A 19,435-nucleotide genomic window follows, 5' to 3' on the forward strand; every position below is an offset into this window, starting at 1 on the left:
TCTTAAATAAAATGTAGTGGTTCATTATCGATTGCAACAAATAATCCTTGACGTTGTTCTTTTTGGCTTTGATTCAAAATTTGGTTTAACACATTTTCCAAATTAGGTTCGTGTTTGTACTTAATGATCAATTGATAGTAATAGCGGTTTTTCACACGGGAAACCGTGCTTGGTACTGGGCCTAGCAATAAACTTTTCGGTCCTAATGTCTGTTTCAACTGGTTGAAGATCTCAAATATTTTTTTTGCTGCCACTTGCTCTTCTTGGTGGCTCGTCGTGATCTTCACCGTAAAGTAGTAAGGAGGATACCCACTGCGATGCCGCACATTCATTTCTTGCTGATAAAATCGTTCATAATTTTGTTCTTTTGCTAACTCGATGGCATAATGTTGCGGATTGAACGTTTGGATAATCACTTCACCCGCTTTTTCTGCTCGACCTGCTCGACCAGAAACCTGTGTCAACAACTGAAAAGTGTGTTCACTTGAACGGAAATCTGGAAGATTGAGTGAAGTGTCGGCATTGAGTACACCTACTAACGTCACATCGGGAAAGTCTAATCCTTTCGCAATCATCTGCGTTCCCAACAAAATGTCTGCTTCCTTCTGTCCAAATTTTTGCAGAATTCGTTCGTGTGCCCCTTTTTTCCTTGTTGTATCTACATCCATTCGCAAAATACGGGCATGAGGGTAAAGTCCTTGTAGCTCTTCTTCTACTTTCTGCGTCCCTGTTCCATAGTAACGGATCTTATTGCCACCACAATTTGGACAACGGTGCGGGATCGGTTCTTCATGGCCACAATAATGGCAACGCATCGAATGAGTGTCCATATGCAAAGTCAATGAGATATCACAGTTGGGACAAGGTAAGACAAACCCACAATCACGGCACATCACAAAGGAGGAGTAACCGCGACGGTTCAGTAATAACACTGTTTGTTCTTTTTTAGCCAATCGATCTTGTATTTTTTCTTGTAATTGACTAGAGAATGTCGATACATGATTTTTTTGCATCTCTTTTCGCATATCGACGATTTCGATCGATGGTAATTGCGCAGATGATTTTGCGCGTTGATTCAACCGCAACAATTCATATACCCCTTTTTGTGCACGAGCACGTGATTCTAGAGAAGGCGTTGCACTTCCTAGCACAACTGGGCAATGATGGTAATTTCCTCTCCAGATTGCTAGATCTCTCGCATGGTAACGTGGAGTCTCGTCTTGCTTATAACTGGATTCATGTTCTTCATCGATAATGATCAATCCAATATTTTCTAACGGAGCAAATATAGCCGAACGGGCACCTACTACGACTTGTGCTTCATTTCGTTCAATCTTACGCCATTCATCATATTTCTCTCCTTGAGAAAGCCCGCTATGCAAAACAGCAACAGATTCACCAAACCGTCCCTTGAAGCGTTCGACCATCTGTGGGGTCAATGCGATCTCAGGCACAAGCATGATTGCGGTTTTCTTTTGAGACAAGACTTCAGCGATTGCCTGCAAGTACACTTCTGTTTTACCACTCCCAGTAATGCCTTCTAACAGAAAAGTTGGGCTACTCGTGCTTTTGCCTGCGTCAATGATCCGATCCACCGCATATTGTTGTTCCTCATTCAGTTTTAAAGCAGTTGTCTGATCAAAGGTACGATGTTTGTAAGGATCACGGTAGCTCTCCACTTCTTCAAAGTGCAACCAGCCCTTTTCGTTTCCTTGGTTCAAAACAGCTGTGCTGATCCCTCTTTCTTTGAAATAAGAAACCGTTTCTGGTTGTGTTTGTTCCGCCAAGCAAAGCAACAATTCTTTTTGTTTCTTCGCATTTTGTCTCAATTTCCCCCATTCGCTGTCGATTTGTTCATTCGTTAAATCAGAGTGGACCATTCGGATCGTTTTCACTTTGTTTTTTGTGTGGACTTCATAGTTGATATCCACTAGTTTTTCTTGACGCCAGCGGATCAATTGCGACAAGATACCTTGTTCAGTTGCTTCTTTCCAAGAAATCTCTTCTCGCCCATTAAAAAGATCCAAGACGTCTTTTTGTGCGACCAGCGGATAAATTTGCTTTTCATACTCCGCTTTCATGACACTTGGAAGCATCGTTTGCAAACAAGTGATCTTGAATGCATACGTAATCGTCTTCATGTAATCCGCGAGTAAGAGTAATTCTTCATTCACAACCGGCGCTAAGTCTAGGATCTGGATGATTTTTTTTAATTCTTGCGTGTTGGTCCTATCCATTTTTTTTACCGTCATCACAAAACCTTGGACATGACGATTCCCATTACCAAAGGGCACTTCCACGCGCATACCGATTTGGATAGCTTCTTCAAGTTCAGAAGGAACCTGATAAGTGAATGGTTGATCGGTTTGCATCGTTGGTACATCAACGATAACTTCAGCAGTTACTGTCATAGGTTCCTTCCTCCTTTTTTGATTTTGTCTAAAATAGACAAAATGGCTCTTGCTTATTTTACTAGAGATTTCTGTGTTTGTCTTACTTTCTAGCAAATCCTAAAAAAAAATTAACGGCAGTAGTATAAACGAAAAGCGAATAAATGCTGGATCTCCACCTTTTTTGCTAGATTTTGACTCAGGGTATGAGAAAAATAAGCCGAAATTCCACAAAAATTTGAGAATCAAATTTCGGAAATTTCGGCTTATGCAATTGGTTGTTCGAACTGCTTTCGCTAGTTATTCTTTATTTCTAAAAATAGCTAGCTTTTATAGATTTTGTTCTTCACGGATACGTGATTCTAATTCTTGTTGTTCACGATCTTTTTGTGCTTTGCGTTCTTCGTCTTCCATTCTTAAACGTTCACGTTTTAATTCAGGATGTGGATCATTGATCACATTTCCTGCTTCGATTTCTTCTAGTGCTTGACCCACACTTTTTACAGATTCAAAAGAATCCATTGTGGGTTGTACTTGAGCATCTAATTCGTGTGCACGTTTGCTTGCCAAAATAACTAGAGAATATTTTGAATTAACACGATCTAATAATGAGTCGATTGAAGGTTTTAACATCATAAGACTACATCTCCTTTAACATTTTTCTATATTTACCGATAACACGTTCAACGCGAAAGTGTTCGCTTGCAATAATATCTTTGATTCGTTCTACTGCGAGGGGCACTTCATCATTTACCACAGCGTAGTCATAAAGAGCCATCATTTCGATTTCTGCTCTTGCGACTTTCATTCGTTCTTCGATTACTTCATCCGCATCTGTTCCACGACCTACGATTCGCGATTTCAATTCTGCTAAATCGGGCGGTGTTAAGAAAATAAAGACACCATCAGGTACTTTATCTTTGACCTGTTGGGCACCTTGGACTTCGATTTCTAAGAATACATCTTTTCCCTCATCCAATGTTTGATTCACATAAGACAGCGGTGTTCCATAATAATTTCCCACATATTCCGCATACTCTAACATTTCGCCTGCTTCGATCATTGCTTCAAATTCTTCTCTGGTTCTAAAGTAATAATCGACTCCTTCAACTTCTCCTGCACGCATCTTACGTGTAGTCATTGAAATCGAATATTGGAAATCATTATCCTCACTCTCAAAAATTGCTTTTCGCACTGTGCCTTTTCCTACACCAGATGGTCCAGACAATACGATTAATAATCCACGCTCTGCCATGACGACGTCCTTTCAACTAGTCTTTTTATACTAACGTTTATTTTGCACTTTTTTTCTACAACTTTCAAGGGTATCTTTCATTATAGCAAAAAAAAGCACCGTTTGCATGAGAAACCGCTAATGGACTACTTCATGATTCGCTGGATCTTTCAGGTTCTTTTAACCTTATTTTCTATCTTTCAATTATCATTCATGCCTTCTTCTCTCTATTTTTCCATAGAAAGAAGAATAAAAAAACGAGAGTGAGACAAAAATAAGAAACACTTTTGTCCCCACCTCTCAATGTCAATTATTAAATGATCTCGTATTTCTAGAATCCCATGTTCGATAGTGTATTCACTACGCCCATGATCTCATCTTTTCTGGACAGTGCTTTTTCCGTTGGATCTGAGACTTCTTCCGCATCGATCCGAACGATAAATTTCCGATTCATCGTCACATAAGTACCGTCATTCACTAAAAGCTGTAATTCATTTTCGGTTACTTTACTGCAGGCATCTTCCCAAGCAGCAAAACCTTCTTTTTCGGATGGGATGTTTCTCTTGATGATCGTTTTCCCACTTAATTCGTGGAATGTAATGTCGTAATATTTCATTTTTGTATTCCCCTTTACTATTCGATGTTTTGGATCTGCTCACGTATTTTTTCTAGTGTTGTCTTTAATTGGACCACTTGCGTCTTGATTTCGATCACATTTGATTTCGAACCGATGGTATTGACTTCACGATTCATTTCTTGGATCAAGAAGTCTAACTCTCTTCCAACCGGATATGTTGCCGCAACTAAACTATCGAGCTTTTGGATGTGGATCACTAAGCGATCGAGTTCTTCATGGATATCGCCTCGTTCCAATAAGATGGCTAGTTCTGTCAATAATCTTTGCTCATCAACAACTGTTCCGAGAAACTCTTCCAATTTCTTTTGATATTTTTCTTGGTATTCCTGTTCATACAATGAGAAAAAGCGAGTCAGATTTGCAAGTGTCTGTTTGAACTCTTCACTATTTTGTTGCAATACACTAGTAAGTGCCAGTCCTTCCGATTGACGACTTTTTTCGATCTCAGCAAGCGCCTCTGTTGCCGTAGCAATAACCAACTCAGAAAGTTCATTCAGGTCATCTTCTGTTTTTTCTTCCACCATTACAAAATCTTCATTCATTGCCAATCTTTCGATCAGCCGACCGATTTCCAGATGGGCCTGATCGCCGTACCGTTGCTCAAATCCGCCTTTAAGTTTTGAAACAAGTTCATCAATCAAATCCCAGTCAATAAAAAGCTGCTTTTGGTTTTTCCCTACATAGGCAAGGTTGATAAAAACCTCTACTCGGCCGCGACTTAGATATTGTTTGATCAATTGTCGAATATCATTTTCAATAAAATTCAATACTTTTGGGCTACGTATCTGAATGTCTAAAAAACGTTGATTTACACTTTTGATTTCTATTTCGATTTGGTATTTCTTCGTTTCACGGACGGCTTTGCCAAAACCAGTCATACTTTTCATTCGACAGGGTCCCTTCCATTACATATTTTCGATAGCTTTTTGGAGCGCTTCAAATTCTTCGTTTGTCAGTGTTAGTCCCTTACCCATCTTTTCATGATCTGGTGCCCAATCGCGTAGATCAAATTTTGGTGGACGTCCGTTCCAACTAACCAGATTCAATTCTTTGCGCCATCCTTTGTTGTTTTCTGATAAAACAGCGATCTCTTCTATGATTTCATAGGAAAATTCTTGTGCCATTGTTGTTCCTCCTTAAGATAATATAAATACAAGATCAATAATGTGTCAATTGGTTGTGCGTCAAGTGAAGATTGCAGCTTAGCGTTTTCTTTATTTCTTATCAGTCGAAAAAGTGTGGCTTGCTTTGCTTGTTCAACCTTTTGTTTTTTTTGATATACCTGAAATTTTTGCCACTCTTCCGCATTCAATTGTCCGATGGATCGGAGGCTGTCCTTTGTCAGTATGTTTTCTTTACAGATCCGCCCCACCATTTCATTAAAATGATACACTTTATTCGGTAAAACAACTCTTTTTTTTGCTAGTAGTTCGAGCATTGCCAGTCCGCATGTCTCAATGACCACCCTGTCTTTATATAACTTACGCAAATCGCGCCAAAATTTTGGGTCCGACCAAAAGGATAGATCGATTTGCACGTCTTTCATCAAATAGTTCAAAAATTTACGCCAACTACCTTCTGCCTCTTTGGCGGTAAAGAATGTATACCATTTTCCTTGGAAATCACCTAAAACTTTCTTTGTTTCTAAGTAACCTAACTGGATATTCATCTGATTCCTCTGACTATCAAAGATCAAAAAGCCACCTAAGGACCATAATGAGCCACATTCCCATTGGACGAAACCAGGTGGTGGTGTGATTTTTTTAGTTATACCGGGACCATTGATATCAACCACAAAGCACTCCGTCGCCCCATGCTGGATGGCAACATCTACCGGTAAATTATTTCGATACCCGCCATCAATATATTTTGATCCACTGATTTTCCGATAAGCCATGGCAGGATAAAAGGCAGCGGAAGCAAGTATCCAATCTGCGATTTCTTCCGCAGATAATTGCTGGATCGGTGTGACAACTTCTGTAAAATCGGGCAATCTTGTCGCTACTGTAAATAATCGAGGCTTCGATGTGGCTAATATTTTCTGTGGTTCAAGCATTCGCCGTAATAAATTTTCTAACGGTGCGATCGAGGTACCGCCCTCTACAATTGCCGACCTAGCCATCTGTCTCGTTTCTTGAATAAATCTTTTTCTAAGATCGTTTTCTTCTGTTTTTTTTGGAAATTCCATTACTTGGCTCGTGGTCAGTTTTTTCCATAATGAAATGGCTTGGTCCAGATCATTTTGTAAAATCAATACACCATTCAGTGCCCCGACCGAAGTACCGGTAATGATTTCAAATGCAAGATTCTTTTCCTTCAATGCTTTCCATACACCAATTTGGTAGGCTCCATGTGCCCCGCCGCCGCCCAATACTAACCCACTGCAATAATTCAGCTTTTTTTGCCAAACGTGTTGACCCATTTGGTGAGCAGTCATTTCATATTGGTGCAAGAGTAGTCGCTCGTGCCATTCAGAAGATAGTGGTTCTTCAAATCGTAATTCACAACTCTTTTTGAAGAAATACCGTCCACAGCTTTCCAGTTGCATGAAGAAAGAACACCAATCAGTAGGGCTTTTTTCTGCTAGAAGATTGCAAATGATCATTCGTGTATCCGTGAACTCCACTACAAAATAAACTGTTTGGTTTTCAACAGTATATCTCCAAGCCTGTCGTTTTTTTGTACTCTGCCAAAACATTTGCCGACTTTCTTGATGGGTAGGGTAAAATGGCACTACTTGTAGCGAACGTTGCAGTGATCGAGAGAGCCATTTCCTCTCTGAACTATACACCCGTTGAATATTCATTTTCTTCTCCTTTTCCGGTAATTATAACAAGCGGCACACATAAACTAGTTAGAGAATTTGTTTTTTATTTTTAGTATACTATTTTTTTGAGAAATACTAAAATGAATTAGTTGTTGCAAAAATATCAGTATATACGGCTTTTTAAAGGATTTATTAAGCAATCCAAAAAATGGTATGGCTTTCAGATAACAAACGGTTTTGTAATGGAATTTTAAAATAAAAGAAACAAGCTTTTTTATGATAAATGTTGTAAAATAAAAGAGATAAAGGCTAAGAGGAGGAGCATGATGACTGAGTCAGTTTATGTACATATCGATACGACAAGTAATGCAGTTTTAACAAAAGGACTGACGATCAGTGATTTTTCAAACGGCATCGTGCATTTTCCACAAAATTTGTTATTGTTGGACCCTTCAACGACCGCTGGTGAGTACGAGTCACATACCGGTCTGAAAGTTATCCGTGGTACAGAAAATATCCAGCAATTTTTTGCCTCTGTACGTAATAGAAATCGTTCTGGCGATTTAAAATGGATCGACTTCAGTGATCTAACGATGTTAAAAGAACTAACACCCTTAGAAATTTCTGAGTTGCTTTACTTTGGACACATGAAAACACATCTTCATTCTCCATTTTTTTATAAGTTACAAAATAATTTTGTTTATTTCGATTTAAATGATCAATTAGGACGTATTTATTATCGCTATTTAGACGAATTTTACCGAATTTTCGCAAATAAATTAAGCACGATCTTATTTGAAAAAATCAACGAGAAAAAATCCTTTTTCCGTCGTGATATCCCTGTTGAGAACATCAGTGTCGATCTATTAAAAGATATGCGTAATTTAATGCAGGAAGGCATCATTTTTTCATTTGAACAAGGTGGATTGGTCAACGATGAATATCGTATTCCTATTTATGTGATCGAAGATTATATTTGGAAATTAAAAGGAACACGCTACCGTGAAGAAGAAGCAATCGGGACTTTAGTTTACCAAGCCGCTGATCGGCATTGGAAACTTGAAGGTGAAGCAGTTGATTTTACTGCGAATACATTGATTTAAAACGGGCAAGACAGACGTTTCCATTTTTTCAGTAAAAGCATTAGATCAGGGGAAACATTTCTTTTGTCCACTCCAAAAATAAACGGGATATCTTTTTAAGAACCCTATTCAAACAAAAACTAACCCACTTCTGAGAATAGATATCTCTATTTTCAGAAGTGGGCTTTTCATTTATCTATTACTGTTCCTGATCGTACTTCATATTTTTCAGAAACTATTTCTTTGTCTTTGGCTGTGGCCTAGGAATAATGCTGGCATCGTTCGTTCAATCCCAATTAAAACGACGATAGTGACTACTCCTGTCGCAAGACCGCTTGCCCCATTCATGACGAAAGAAAAAATCCATGGATTCATTCCCCATAATGCATAACTTCCCCAAAAAACAACACCTGCGATGAAGTGCCAAAAATATCTTGCCCCCACACCAACAATTGTTCCTAATACAATAGTGGTGGTCATTCCCCGAGTATTTCCTTCTATAACATTTTTTTGCATTCTCTTGGAAAAGAGGCCAGCAAATCCTGCGAAAGTAAATGCGATCGGATATTCGATCAGAACTTGGATAACACTAAGATAGTAAACTTGTCCGGTCGGAAAATGGAGAATCCCCCAAATAAATCCCGAGAGTAAACCGGCTTTCCAACCTCGTCTTAATGCAAACAACGTGAGTGGGATCTGACCTAATGAAATTGAAAAACTACTACCTATTTGCAATGGGATCAATGATAGAACCAGTGCTAAAGCAGCCACGATCGTTCCTTCAATCCAAACGCTGTACTTCTTTTCCATAAAAAAACTTCCTCCTTTTTAGTATAAAAACCACAAAGGAGGAAGTAATTTCAAAATCATTACTCCAGCAGATACTTCAAGATGAGTATCTACTACTCGTCACAATTCCTACGTTCGCATGACCGAAACAGGTACGAAGGGTTTAGAAATAACATTCAATCTCAGCCCAGACAGGCTCCCCTTTGTGATTCTATTTAATTTTCAGATATCCTTTATTTTTTTGTTTCAAATAAAGGACTAACTGGTTTGTTTTCATGGATACGTTTGATCGCATCACCCATCAAACCACCAACGCTCACTTCATCGATCTTATCGATTTTACGATCTTCTGGAAGGTAGATGGAATCTGTTACAACTAAACGTTCGATTGCTGAATCTTCAATCCGTTGTAACGCTGGACCAGATAACACTGGATGTGTACATGAAGCATATACACTGACTGCTCCGGCTTCTTTTAATGCATTTGCGGCTAAAGTGATAGTTCCCGCAGTATCGATCATATCATCGATCAAGACACATGTTTTTCCTTCTACTTGTCCGATGATGTTCATTACTTCTGCCACATTTGCTTTTGGACGGCGTTTGTCAATGATTGCAATCGGTGCTTTTAGAAACTCGGCTAATTTACGCGCACGAGTTACACCACCATGGTCTGGTGAAACAACGACTACATCGTCCCCTTTAATGCCTTTTTCTAAGAAATAATTTGCGATCAATGGTGCACCCATTAAGTGATCGACAGGAATATCAAAGAATCCTTGGATTTGGACAGCATGTAAATCAAGGGTCAACATTCTTGTTGCTCCAGCTTTTTGGATCATATTTGCAACCAATTTTGCAGTGATCGGTTCTCTCGCGCGTGCTTTACGGTCTTGGCGAGCATAACCATAATAAGGCATCACAACGTTGATCGTTTTGGCACTCGCACGTTTCAATGCATCGATCATAATCAATAATTCCATCAAGTTATCATTTACTGGACTACTTGTTGATTGGATGACATACACATGTGAACCACGAATACTTTCTTCGATATTCACTTGGATTTCTCCATCACTAAATTGAGTAACAGATGATTTACCCAATTCGACACCGACGGCCGCAGCGATTTTTTCTGCTAATGGGCGATTTGAATTTAACGCAAAAATTTTTAATCTTGGGTCAAAGTAATGTTTTGACATGGGGACCTCCACTTTCTTTTTCACAACTCTAGAATTCTACCTACTAAATACTAGTCATATTTTCAGAATAAATCAAGGGTTTTTGCAAAAGTATTAATTTAAATAAGGGAGTTTTTTAGCATATCCTTCTTTATTGACTTGTCTTGCACGCGCAATTGCCATCGCATATTCTGGGATATCATCAGTAATTGTTGATCCGGCAGCAATGGACGAATTTTTTGCCACTTCGACTGGCGCGATGATATTTGCGTTTGAACCAATGAAACTATGGTCGCCAATCGTTGTATGGTGCTTGTTTTTGCCATCATAATTTACAAATACTACGCCACAGCCAACATTGATTTCTTCACCTAATGTCGCATCACCCACATAAGTCAGATGGCCGACTTTGGTATTTTTACCAATTTGCGCATTTTTCACTTCGACAAAATTCCCGATATGTGCGCCTTCACCAATTTCCGCTTTCGGACGAAGGTGCGCAAATGGACCGACATCAGCATGACGTTTTACAAGACTGCTTTCAATCACAGAGTTTTCAACGACTACGTGGTCTTCGATCGTGCTGTCAACGATGCGTGAATGCGCACCAATGAAGCAATCATCCCCGATCACCGTGTTGCCTTGAAGTTGTACGCCCGCTTCTATTATAGTATCTGCACCGATCACTACACCAGCATCAATGTATGTCGTTGCAGGGTCAACAAAACTAACCCCATTGACCATATGCATTTTGTTGATTCGTTGGCGCATCAATTCATTGGCTTTAGCTAATGCAATTCGGTCATTGACCCCCATTGATTCATCAAAATCGTCTGTTTGGTAAGCAGCTACCGTATTGCCTTCCTCTTTAAGGATCTCGATAATATCTGTTAGATAATATTCGCCTTGCGCATTGTCCGTACCTACTTTACTTAGTGCGTCAAACAGTGCACGATTATCGAAGCAATAGGTTCCCGTATTGATTTCTTGGACTAATGCTTCTTCTGGAGTAGTATCTTTTTGTTCCACGATTTTTTCAACGATCCCGATATGATCTCGGATGATCCGTCCATAACCAGTAGGATCATCTGCTTGTGCTGTCAAAATCGTTGCACTTGCGTTTTTTCCTTGGTGGTATTCAAAAAGATTATTCAATGTTTCAGTGGTCAATAACGGTGTATCTCCACTGATGACCAAAGTTGTTCCTTCTTTTCCTTCTAAATAAGAAGCAGCTTGTAACACAGCATGACCAGTTCCTAATTGTTCTGCTTGTAAAGCGTACTCGCTTCTTTCACCTAATTGTTCTTTCACTTGGTCTGCACCGTGACCTACGATGGTGATGATTTGATCAGGGTTCGTTTCACTTACCCGATTGATGATATGCTCAACCATTGGCTTTCCTGAAACTGGATGTAAAACTTTATATAATTTTGACTTCATACGTGTACCTTTTCCCGCAGCCAAAATAATTGCATAACGTGCGTCCAATTGCGTCACTCCTAATTGTATATATTATGGTTTTAAGTTTAGCCCACTATTCCTATTTTTTCAACCAAACCATCTATAATTATAACCTAGACCATTTGACAATAGCCTAGCTGAAATCCTTCCTGACAACCATCAGAAAAAAGAAGGTGAGATAAAAGTAAAATCACTTTTATCTCACCTTCTTGATCAGAATAAACGGTGGGATCAGAAGTAACCTCTTCGAAAAAATAAGCCGAAATTCGCAAAAATTTTGAAAACAATTTCTGTGAATTCCTTCTTCTTTCTTGTGACCCGGCCTCTTTATTGTAGTCACTTGTGGACTAAAACGATCGTATACTTTTCTTATTCTGAAAAATAATTTCCTGGCACGACTGTAATATTCTTCGTCTTAGTGTCAACATCTTTGACATAGAGAAGTGAGGTGTAATCATCGATTGCTCGATGTCCATTGAATTTTGATTCAGCAAAGACTGTGATCCCGACAAGCTCTGATTCGAATTCTTCGATCAAGCTCTTCATCCCATTCACTGTTCCTCCGCCTTTCATGAAATCGTCAACGACTAGCACACGTGAACCTCTCTTAAGACTTCTTTTTGAAAGTTCCATTTTTTCGATTCTTTCAGATGAACCAGAAACATAATTGACACTGACCGTCGATCCTTCAGTGATTTTTGAATCACGACGAACGATGACAAACGGTGCGTTCAAATAATAAGAAACGGCTTGTGCAATCGGCACGCCTTTCGTTGCTACGGTCATCACTGCATCGATTTTTTCACCTAAATATTTTGAAGCAATGATTTTACCCACTTGGCGCAATAATTCGGGTTCACCTAATAAATCAGATAAATAAACATAACCGCCAGGCAATAAACGATCTTGTTCTGACAAACGTTCAGCTAGTGACTCAACATATTTTTTGGCTTCTTCATAAGAGATTTCTGGTATGAACAACACACCTCCAGCTGCTCCTGGGATGGTTTCTAATATACCATAGCCTCTTTCTCTGAATGTCTTCTTAATGATTGCTAGATCTTCACTGATCGATGATTTAGCAGATTCGTAACGTTCGGCAAAACTTGTTAACGAAATTAATTCGTGTGGATGTTCTAATAAATACTGAGTCATATCAACAAGTCGTTCACTGCGACGTACTTTCACATATTCCAGCTCCTTTTTCAAAAAATTTTATCGTTTTACATTATATAAGTTTTTACTCAAAAATTCGAGCATTTTATAAAAAAATAAGAAAATAGTTCGGTATTTATCTAAAAAAAAGAAAAGACGATGAAAATTTTTCGTTTTCATTGCCTTTTCTTTTTACTATTTATCTACTTTTACGTTTAAATGCTACAAGCAATCGTTTGATCAAATTCACCAGCAGGAATAAAACGATAAAGACTAAAGTGATTGTCGCTCCTGGGGGGGTGTCTAAATAAAACGAACTGGTTAGACCTGAAAGCATCCCGATAAACCCAACAAGGATACTGATCGCGATGACTACATTAAAACTTTTACCTAATCGCATTCCGATTGCTGCTGGCAATACCATGATTGCAGAGATCAACAGCGCCCCCGCAATCGGGATCATCACGGCGATTGCAACACCTGTGATCACATTGAACATCATGGACATCCAGTGGACAGGCAATCCGTCGACATGGGCAGTGTCTTCGTCAAATGTCAAAACGTACATTGGGCGTTTGAATAAGAAAAATAATATTCCGATAACTACGAACAGTATCCCTAAGAAAATGACCTGTTCCCATGTGATGGTTACGATCGAACCAAATAAGTAGGACTGGATACTCGTCGCTGAGTTTCCACCGCTGAGATTCATTAGTACCAATGCAAGAGCCAAGCCCCCTGCCATGAGTATCGCGATCGATATCTCTGAATAAGTGCGGTAGATCGTACGCAAGTATTCCAAAATGACAGCTGCTAAAACAACAACAAGCATCGTAGTCATCGTTGGATTGATATTCAAGAAGAATCCTAATGCCACCCCAGCTAATGAAACATGGGAAAGCGTATCAGCCATTAGCGATTGTCTTCTTATCACTAGGAATACCCCCAACATAGGTGCGATCCCAGCAATAAAGATAGCCGCTAAAAAGGCTCTTCTCATGAATTCATATGAAAGCAACGCCATGGAGAATCCTCCTTTCTTACCAAACGGATCTGACGATCAGCATACTGTTTGATATCTTCATGATCGTGCGTAATCATCAATACAGATTTTCCATGATCATGCGCACTATGGCGAAGCAAACGATAAAATTCATTCCGAGACTCTTCATCCATCCCTGTTGTCGGCTCATCTAAAATGAACAAATCAGGATCTGTCGCAAATATCCGAGCCAAACTGATCCGCTGTTTTTGGCCACCAGATAATTCGCCGATACGCCGATGACGCATGTCCCACATTCCTACTGATTCCAACGCTCTTTTGACATGTTGATGGTCTTTTTCAGACAGACGTTTGAACCAGCGACCTCTTGGATAGCGGCCAGACCTCACTAATTCAATTACCGTACTAGGAAATCCAGCATTAAAAGAAGCAACCTGCTGGGGAATATAGCCAACACTTAATTTTTTTCCTTCTTGATTCTTTTCGGCGATCTTTATCGTTCCTTTTGATGGCTTCAACAACCCCAAAGACGCTTTGATCAGCGTTGATTTTGCTGCACCATTTTCTCCTGTTAAAATGACAAATTCACCGGCATCGACGTAGTAAGAAACATCTTCTAACACTGGCTCATCATCATAGTAAAAAGTTAAATCGGATATTTCGATATAATGCACGCGAAATACCTCCGTTCTTATTTTATACTTTCTTTCAATGCATCTAGATTCTTTTCCATCACAGAAATATAGTTTTCTCCCGCTTTGATTTGCTCATTCGTCAAGCTTTCTAGCGGATTCAATACCTCTAATTTCACACCTGTTTCACTAGATAACGTTTCTGCAACTTTAGAAGAAGCATTTTCTTCAAAGTAGATCACTTTGATATTTTCTTTCTTCACAAAATCTTTCAGTTCAGCTAAACGGCTTGGTGTAGGTTCTTGATCTGGCGAAACGCCTGAGATCGCTGCTTGTGTCAGACCATATTGGTTCGCTAAGTAAGCAAACGCAGCATGTTGTGTGACGAATGTGCGATTCGCAGCACCTTTTAGTTCATCATTGTATTTTTGATCCAATGTTTCTAATTTCTTGATATATGCAGCTGCATTCTTATCAAATGTTTCTTTTTTATCTGGGTACTTTTTCCCTAGGTCAGAAGCAATCGTTTGTACTTCTTTGATTGCTAAAACGGGATCTAGCCAAACATGCGGATCATATTCATGAGAATGACTATCTGAGGTTTCCCCTTCATGCTCATGTTCTTCTTCCTTCGTGTCTAAGCGATCGATTCCTTTTGCTGCCTCGATCATCAATGTTTTATCTGTATCAACAGAATCTTTTAATGAATCAACAAAAAATTCCATATCTGAACTGTTATAGACAAAAACATCTGCATCAGAAATCTCTGCCTGCTCCTTTGCACTCGGTTCAAAATCGTGTGGTTCAGTCCCTGCTGGTATCAACAATTTCACGTTTCCTTCATCACCCACTACTTCTTTAGTAAAATCGTACATTGGGTAAAAAGTAGTGACAACTGTCAATTCATCTTTTTTCGAAGTATCTTGGGCTGTATTTCCACAAGCAGCTAGTAACAATAATCCAGTTGCCAAGGCAACACCTAAAAGATATTTTTTCATTATATTCCCCTTTCATAAAAAGCAAATCGGAAAATTACGATTTGTCAACGGAACTTAATTTATCAGAATAAAAAAACTGAGTCAATAGAAATACTCCAATTTCTGATTTAGCGGTCAAATTTGTTTTCAAAACGGAAAATAAATGATGCTACATTCATATCAAGTGGCTCAGAGAAACGTTTTGCGTCGTTTTTTCCTTGAACACAAAAAAAGTGGAAGTGGAACATCCATCTGTTCCAACTTCCCAAAACAAAATGATTCATACCCATTCAATAACCAAACTGCCCATAAAAAGAGTCTGCATTGAAGAAAAGAAATTCTTAAAGCGAAGTAAATATGAACCTCACATTCCATCTACATCCCACCGAATAAACAGCCTCTCTTATTCAATTGCTTATTCTAAACGCCTTTTCCTACACATCACTCTTGATCATAACGTACGAACTAAATACACTTCATCACAAAAACCTTTTAAGCCATTATAAACTCTTTGCGCCCTTGAATAATGTTGACACAACGCAAAAACAGTTGGACCACTACCGCTCATCAAAGCTGCATCAGCACCATATTTCAACATTCGTTCTTTGATTTGATGAATGATTGGATGTCGTCTGCCTGTGACATCTTCCAAGCTGTTGCCCATCTTAGCAATCATCTTTTGATAATCTTGCTGTTGGATAGCTTCTACTAATCCCTCAATATCTTGATGATTGAGTTGTTGCGCATCCACCTCTTTGAAGACCGTTCGCGTTGAAACGCTCATTCTTGGTTTAACTAACACGACCCAACATGGTGGCATAGGGGATAAAACGTTTATTTTTTCTCCTTTACCACTAACAAAAGAAGTGCTCCCATAAACACAATATGGAACATCTGTCCCAACTTCAAGCCCGATACTCGCCAACTCTTCCAAAGAGCAGCCTAAATCCCAAAGTTTGTTGATGCCTCTTAAAGCTGCTGCACAATCAGTACTCCCCCCACCAAGTCCTGCTGCAACTGGGATATTCTTTTTAACAAAAATCTTGACGCCTCTATTTACATGATACTTATTTTTCAACAACAAAGCAGCTTGATATACATTATTACGCTGGTCTACTGGTAAAAACGCTTTGTTTGTTTCCACGATGATCTTATCTTCTGGTATTTCTTCAAAGAACAAATGATCTGCCAAATCAACACTCGACATGACCATCTCCAGTTCATGGTAACCATCAGGGCGCTTATACAACACATCCAAACCTAAGTTTATCTTAGCTGGTGCTTTCTCAATCAGTTCCATCCCTCTCACCCGTTCAAAAAGTCTAAGTCGCAAGTATTCTATCACAGGGAAAAATAAAAGTATAGCTTCCCCCAATGCGTTCACGGACTTGCATGATCGCTTTTATTCAATAATAAAGAAAAAAACTGGAATAGCTTTTTGTCTTCTTATCCCAGTTCTTTTTCTTGCTCTATAATTCTGTGAGTACTTCTTCGGCAAAACTTGGTGTTTTTTCTTTTCCTTTGCCGATAAGGATAAACAATTGCATAGTGGCAAACACAAAACTGCTTCCTTTCATGTAGGCAAAATAACGTCCTTCCCATCTGGTTACGTAACGCAATTTTTCTTCATACGCAGATTGAAAGGAATAAAAGAAATTCCCGTAATTATAGACAATGTGCATGACTTTTTCTTGTACAAAAGAAAAATCTGTTTCGCCCACCTTTGCAAGAGGTGCCAATCCTAGATTTGCTTCCAAATATCCTTTTTCTTGATAGACCACAAATAGATTCGCCAATAAATAATCCGCCAGTTCAACAGGCTCATCTGGTAACGTCCGCAACAAATCATAACCCGCTTGCTCGTTTGTTATTGGTTGTGCTGTGATGAAACCGACGATCTTCTGCTCTTTGCGTACGATTCCTACCCCGCTGGATAAAAGATAGGCAGTATCAAATCGTCCCACTGAATAATGTTTTTCTCGTGCTCCCTGTAACCACTCTCTAGAAACTTCACTTACTGCTAAAAGCAACTCTTCTGGCAACTGGTCATACCAGGTAAAATGATATCCCTCGTTATTCAGTTTTTGGTATTCCAATTGTTGGTTGATCCAAGGAACTTCCTCAGCTGTTAGATCAGCAATCCCTGCTTCACCAACTTTTGTAAAATGAAAACCAACTTCATGGAGAGTCACGACATATTTTTCGGATACTTTATAAAACGCTAATTGATACCCTAAACAATCGGCTTTTTTCATAAATTCTGCTGTTGCTTCACGTACCATCTCAGGATTCCCGATTGGATCACCTAATATAAAACATTTGTTTCCTTTGATTTGAAACCCAAAGACGACTTGGTCTTCATGATGTTTTTGGTAATAAAAATAAGTGTAGCCAGGCAATCGCAAATAGTGACTTGCTGCTGTCCCGCCATAACGCGTCAAAAGCTTTTCCAATCGCTCGATTTGCAAGCTTTCTCCTAATTTCTTCGGCGTAGTTGCTAAATACTGGTATAAAGCGACTAGTGCCAACAAAGAGATACCTAGACCAATCAATCCAGAAAACCAAACATCATCAGACGGAAACAGGATAAAGTGATTTGCCGTCAACCGCCCTACCCAGAAACTGCCACTGTGATAGCCGGCAATCGCATAAACGATAAACAAAAAACCAAATAGACAAGCATCAAAAACGATAGCTCCCCAAGAATAGACAAATTTTTGGCGATAAAATTCTTTTCTGGATAACCAGACAACTAACAAGATCAAGAGATATACTACAATCAATTGCCACGACAATGTTCGTGTCACCGTATTGATAATACCAAAAACAAGTAACACGATCGTTGGTAAAAATGCCTTCTTCACTTTCATCGCTAATGCCCGTGCCAATCCTAATAATAAGAATCCAACTAACAGATTCAGCATCTGATCTAAAAAGTTAAATGAAAATGGCAATAAAAATTGGAATAGCCGACTAATCGTTGAAAGATTCGTGATCGTGGACAATAAAACCATCATGATACCCGCAAAATAAACAGCACTTACTAAGACAAGATGCGCCAGCTTTTGAAACACCAGTCGCGGGATATTATCCAAGAAACGGTTTACTTTGACCCCGGTTTGTGTAAGGAACAATAAGAGCCCTGTTGCAAAAGGGATCACATAATAAAATAAGCGATAATAAAGTAACCATACTACAGCAATATCCTGTCGCACAGATAACTGACTCATCCCTAGGATCATCAGCACATCGAAGGTTCCCATACCACCAGGGACCATTGTCAACATACCGATCAACGTCGCGATGATAAACATTGGATAGATAGAAAAAAGGGAGATGTCGACCTTCATCAGTCTACCAATCAGCAAGAACACGAACAGCGCGCCTGTCCATTGTCCAAAAGAGGCAATCAACAAACCCAACAAGCCTTTAGGATAAAATTCCGCAAACAGCGTTTTTCTTTTTAAATAGGCAAAGAAAAAAATAGCTGGTGCCACAAAACTTCCGCCCAATAACCAGATCCAGTACCCTCTAAAAATAGTTGATTCTTGAAGAACAAACACATCAAAAAAAGTAATAAAGGACCAGATAGATAACCCTGTCAGCATGAATAAGGCTACTTTAGAAACCGTTGCAAGTACCCTCTTCCGATTTGTATCTTTCCCATAAAAACTAGCTCGAAGACTAGCACCAACAATCCCGCCAAAACCAGCTAGATTATTGATCGTATTCGTAATAAAAGCAGCCAAGAAAAAATCCTGTCGCTTCATTTTGGGCTTTCCTTGCTTTTCAAGTACACGAATCGTCACCCAATCATACAGCAGCATTGGAAGAACCCCGATCAACCCTATAAGGATCATTAACGCAAGGGTGAAATGATTTTGTTGTCCCATCGTTTGCCAAATATCTTGCCAACTCATGCCATGCGCAATATTAGCTACTTGATTTGCTACAAATACCAGAACTGATCCAAAAAAAATCAATTTCAAAACCAGACTGTGATCTTTGATCCATTGAAGCATCAAGTGTCGTTTATTTTTCACATTTTACCCTTCCTAACTCGATTACTTTCGTTCTATGAATTAATGTTAGCCTATTTATCCTATTTTTTCCACTTTTGTATAGGA

At 39.1% G+C, this 19,435-nt stretch carries 17 protein-coding genes and 1 riboswitch; of the genes, 1 reads left to right on the top strand and 16 read right to left on the bottom strand.

The features are described from left to right. Window positions 1–2: 2 nt before the first annotated feature. The 7 genes from priA to CJZ72_RS04250 all read right to left on the bottom strand — a co-directional run bounded on the left by priA (window position 3) and on the right by CJZ72_RS04250 (window position 7,067). The gene (priA, locus tag CJZ72_RS04220; protein WP_081135028.1) at window positions 3–2,411 is read right to left on the bottom strand and encodes a primosomal protein N'; all 2,409 of its coding nucleotides are present in this window, start codon (window positions 2,409–2,411) and stop codon (window positions 3–5) included. A gap of 309 nt (window positions 2,412–2,720) precedes the next feature. Continuing rightward, window positions 2,721–3,026 (bottom strand): DNA-directed RNA polymerase subunit omega, encoded by a 306-nt coding sequence (gene rpoZ, locus CJZ72_RS04225; protein WP_005875143.1) that lies wholly within the window; start codon window positions 3,024–3,026, stop codon window positions 2,721–2,723. A 4-nt stretch (window positions 3,027–3,030) separates the two neighbouring features. Then, window positions 3,031–3,645 carry a guanylate kinase gene (gene gmk / locus CJZ72_RS04230; protein WP_005875142.1) on the bottom strand — a complete coding sequence of 205 codons (615 nt, stop codon included), beginning with the start codon at window positions 3,643–3,645 and terminating at the stop codon, window positions 3,031–3,033. Window positions 3,646–3,955: 310 nt separating this feature from the next. Next, the gene (locus CJZ72_RS04235) at window positions 3,956–4,240 is read right to left on the bottom strand and encodes a hypothetical protein (protein WP_005875141.1); all 285 of its coding nucleotides are present in this window, start codon (window positions 4,238–4,240) and stop codon (window positions 3,956–3,958) included. Window positions 4,241–4,257: 17 nt separating this feature from the next. Beyond that, window positions 4,258–5,148, bottom strand: a complete 891-nt coding sequence (locus CJZ72_RS04240) for a YicC/YloC family endoribonuclease (RefSeq protein ID WP_081135025.1) — start codon at window positions 5,146–5,148, stop codon at window positions 4,258–4,260. An 18-nt stretch (window positions 5,149–5,166) separates the two neighbouring features. Beyond that, window positions 5,167–5,385, bottom strand: a complete 219-nt coding sequence (locus CJZ72_RS04245) for a YdbC family protein (protein ID WP_016177758.1) — start codon at window positions 5,383–5,385, stop codon at window positions 5,167–5,169. Next, window positions 5,355–7,067 carry a patatin-like phospholipase family protein gene (locus CJZ72_RS04250; protein ID WP_095443647.1) on the bottom strand — a complete coding sequence of 571 codons (1,713 nt, stop codon included), beginning with the start codon at window positions 7,065–7,067 and terminating at the stop codon, window positions 5,355–5,357. Before CJZ72_RS04250 ends, CJZ72_RS04245 begins: the two co-directional genes overlap by 31 nt. 287 nt (window positions 7,068–7,354) lie before the next feature. Between CJZ72_RS04250 and CJZ72_RS04255 the strand changes: the two genes are divergently transcribed. Then, window positions 7,355–8,131 carry a hypothetical protein gene (locus tag CJZ72_RS04255; protein WP_005875138.1) on the top strand — a complete coding sequence of 259 codons (777 nt, stop codon included), beginning with the start codon at window positions 7,355–7,357 and terminating at the stop codon, window positions 8,129–8,131. A gap of 207 nt (window positions 8,132–8,338) precedes the next feature. On the opposite strand, the gene thiT is transcribed toward CJZ72_RS04255, so the two are convergent. From thiT to mprF, 9 genes are all read right to left on the bottom strand, one after another. Beyond that, complete coding sequence (gene thiT, locus CJZ72_RS04260) at window positions 8,339–8,920, bottom strand: energy-coupled thiamine transporter ThiT (protein WP_095443648.1); 582 nt, start codon at window positions 8,918–8,920, stop codon at window positions 8,339–8,341. Between the two features lie 88 nt (window positions 8,921–9,008). Next, a riboswitch (TPP riboswitch) is annotated at window positions 9,009–9,112 on the bottom strand. A 20-nt stretch (window positions 9,113–9,132) separates the two neighbouring features. Next, window positions 9,133–10,101, bottom strand: a complete 969-nt coding sequence (locus CJZ72_RS04265; protein WP_005875136.1) for a ribose-phosphate diphosphokinase — start codon at window positions 10,099–10,101, stop codon at window positions 9,133–9,135. A 93-nt stretch (window positions 10,102–10,194) separates the two neighbouring features. Further along, on the bottom strand, window positions 10,195–11,568 hold the full coding sequence (gene glmU, locus CJZ72_RS04270; protein ID WP_081135015.1) for a bifunctional UDP-N-acetylglucosamine diphosphorylase/glucosamine-1-phosphate N-acetyltransferase GlmU: 1,374 nt from the start codon (window positions 11,566–11,568) through the stop codon (window positions 10,195–10,197). Between the two features lie 342 nt (window positions 11,569–11,910). After that, window positions 11,911–12,729, bottom strand: coding sequence for a pur operon repressor (gene purR / locus CJZ72_RS04275; RefSeq protein WP_005875132.1), 819 nt, complete (start codon window positions 12,727–12,729; stop codon window positions 11,911–11,913). Between the two features lie 166 nt (window positions 12,730–12,895). Further along, window positions 12,896–13,720 carry a metal ABC transporter permease gene (locus tag CJZ72_RS04280; RefSeq protein WP_081135012.1) on the bottom strand — a complete coding sequence of 275 codons (825 nt, stop codon included), beginning with the start codon at window positions 13,718–13,720 and terminating at the stop codon, window positions 12,896–12,898. Next, window positions 13,693–14,373 carry a metal ABC transporter ATP-binding protein gene (locus CJZ72_RS04285; RefSeq protein ID WP_081135010.1) on the bottom strand — a complete coding sequence of 227 codons (681 nt, stop codon included), beginning with the start codon at window positions 14,371–14,373 and terminating at the stop codon, window positions 13,693–13,695. The genes CJZ72_RS04280 and CJZ72_RS04285 overlap by 28 nt, the downstream gene beginning before the upstream one ends. 17 nt (window positions 14,374–14,390) lie before the next feature. Continuing rightward, a complete protein-coding gene (locus CJZ72_RS04290; RefSeq protein WP_081135007.1) occupies window positions 14,391–15,329 on the bottom strand; it encodes a metal ABC transporter substrate-binding protein in 939 nt (312 codons plus the stop codon). Window positions 15,330–15,759: 430 nt separating this feature from the next. Then, window positions 15,760–16,608, bottom strand: a complete 849-nt coding sequence (gene ispE, locus CJZ72_RS04295) for a 4-(cytidine 5'-diphospho)-2-C-methyl-D-erythritol kinase (protein ID WP_081135005.1) — start codon at window positions 16,606–16,608, stop codon at window positions 15,760–15,762. A gap of 169 nt (window positions 16,609–16,777) precedes the next feature. Continuing rightward, window positions 16,778–19,351 (bottom strand): bifunctional lysylphosphatidylglycerol flippase/synthetase MprF, encoded by a 2,574-nt coding sequence (gene mprF, locus CJZ72_RS04300; protein WP_081135002.1) that lies wholly within the window; start codon window positions 19,349–19,351, stop codon window positions 16,778–16,780. Window positions 19,352–19,435 lie beyond the last annotated feature (84 nt).

The organism is Enterococcus durans (assembly GCF_002277935.1).
Classification (GTDB): Bacteria; Bacillota; Bacilli; order Lactobacillales; family Enterococcaceae; genus Enterococcus_B; species Enterococcus_B durans.